At 44.9% G+C, this 1488-nt stretch carries 2 protein-coding genes and 1 pseudogene; all 3 read right to left on the bottom strand.

Features of this window, described 5'->3' with window-relative positions; all coding sequences use genetic code 11:
- Nucleotides 1-175, bottom strand: a pseudogene (locus AB4496_RS22120) (phosphoribulokinase); the annotation flags it as partial.
- Between the two features lie 77 nt (nt 176-252).
- Complete coding sequence (locus AB4496_RS22125) at nt 253-465, bottom strand: YheU family protein (RefSeq protein WP_009848921.1); 213 nt, start codon at nt 463-465, stop codon at nt 253-255.
- Between the two features lie 102 nt (nt 466-567).
- A partial coding sequence (locus AB4496_RS22130; protein WP_372131977.1) for a hydrolase occupies nt 568-1488 on the bottom strand: 921 nt, incomplete at its 5' end.

Genomic DNA, 1488 nt, shown 5'->3' on the forward strand with positions numbered 1-1488 from the left:
CCTTACGGATCTCGACATCCATCTCTGGTCGAGTGAAGCGATGGAAACTATCCCCTTCAACCCAAGCCGCCTTCACGTCCATCATATTGAACATTTTTCGGAAGGCTTCTGATGTAGTGGTGGTGCCGGCTCCAGATGAACCCGTCACCGCAATAATTGGATGTTTAGCGGACATGACAACCCTTGTCTTTTGAGTAACTTACTTGTTAGCAATCGTTTACCACTATAACACGGCTCCTTTATGAGCGCAGCTTAGAAGCGTTTTGTGACTTGAATATCAACGGTTTCATGCAGTTCAGAAAACACGATACTCACTTCTCCTGAGGCTAATTGATGTTTCACTTGGTCAATTTTGTTTTGCAGTGAAACTTCTACGTCACCATAGTCTGTACCTTCACGCAGTACGAATTCTTTGATGAGGTTTTGCAGTGTCTCTGGCGCAATGTCTTGCCACGGGATGATCATAAATACTTCTCTCTTTTATGTTCATGGATAGGTTTATTGTTGTAGAAATGAGTGAGCTTAGTAATATTTTTACTGCTATTTACTAAGACTCGTCATTATGCATTATGCCGAATCTTGTAGACTTTCATAGTAGGCGGGTAATGCTTCTTCTAACCAAAATCTTGGCTTGAGTGTGCTGCCGGTAATGAACCCCACATGACCGCCTTTTTGAAACAGTCGATAATCGATGTTATCAGGCAGAACGAACTTTGGAATCACATCATCGGTCATGAAAGGATCGTCCTTGGCATGAATGATCTGAGTTGGTAGTTTGATCTTCTTGAGTTTAGGCAGTGCGGAGCATTGTGCATAATAATCTTGGGCATTTTTGAACCCATGCAGAGGCGCCGTGATTTGTTCATCAAACTCATACAGTTTGGTGATCTTCTTAATGGTTTCCGCTGTGACCCCCAGCTTTTCCTGTAGCAGGTTAACTTTTTTCAAGGCGTTTGATTTTAGAGAGTTGAGTAGATACTTCTTATAGAGCTTGGAGAAGCCCTGCTCAATGCGACTAGAACAACAAGCCAAGTCAAATGGAGCTGATACTATGGTCGCCGCCGACAGCAATGGGTCGTCGGCATACTCAGCCAAATAATTCGCCAGCATGTTACCACCCAAAGAGATACCAACTGCAACTTTGGGGTTGCTGGGGAACTGCGCGTGCAGATGCCTTAGGAAAAAGCGCGCATCTTCGACTTCACCTGAATGGTATGCACGAGCCAAGCGATTTGGTTTTCCGCTGCAACCTCTAAAGTGCATCATCACTGATAGCCAACCATCTTTAGCAAATGCATTCATCAGCCCGTTGGCGTAAGGGCTCTCAAAGCTCCCTTCTAATCCGTGGAATAGAACGAATATTGGCTTGTTACTTTTATCATCATTGCTTGGCGTGTCACCGTCTGGCGATTCACTCCATGCAAGGTCTAGGAAATCGCCGTCGGGAGTTTCTAAGGTCTGCCATTGAGGAGCAAACAACGCCTGCTT

The sequence above is a fragment of the Vibrio sp. 10N.222.46.A1 genome (assembly GCF_041473595.1).
Taxonomy (GTDB): domain Bacteria; phylum Pseudomonadota; class Gammaproteobacteria; order Enterobacterales; family Vibrionaceae; genus Vibrio; species Vibrio tasmaniensis_A.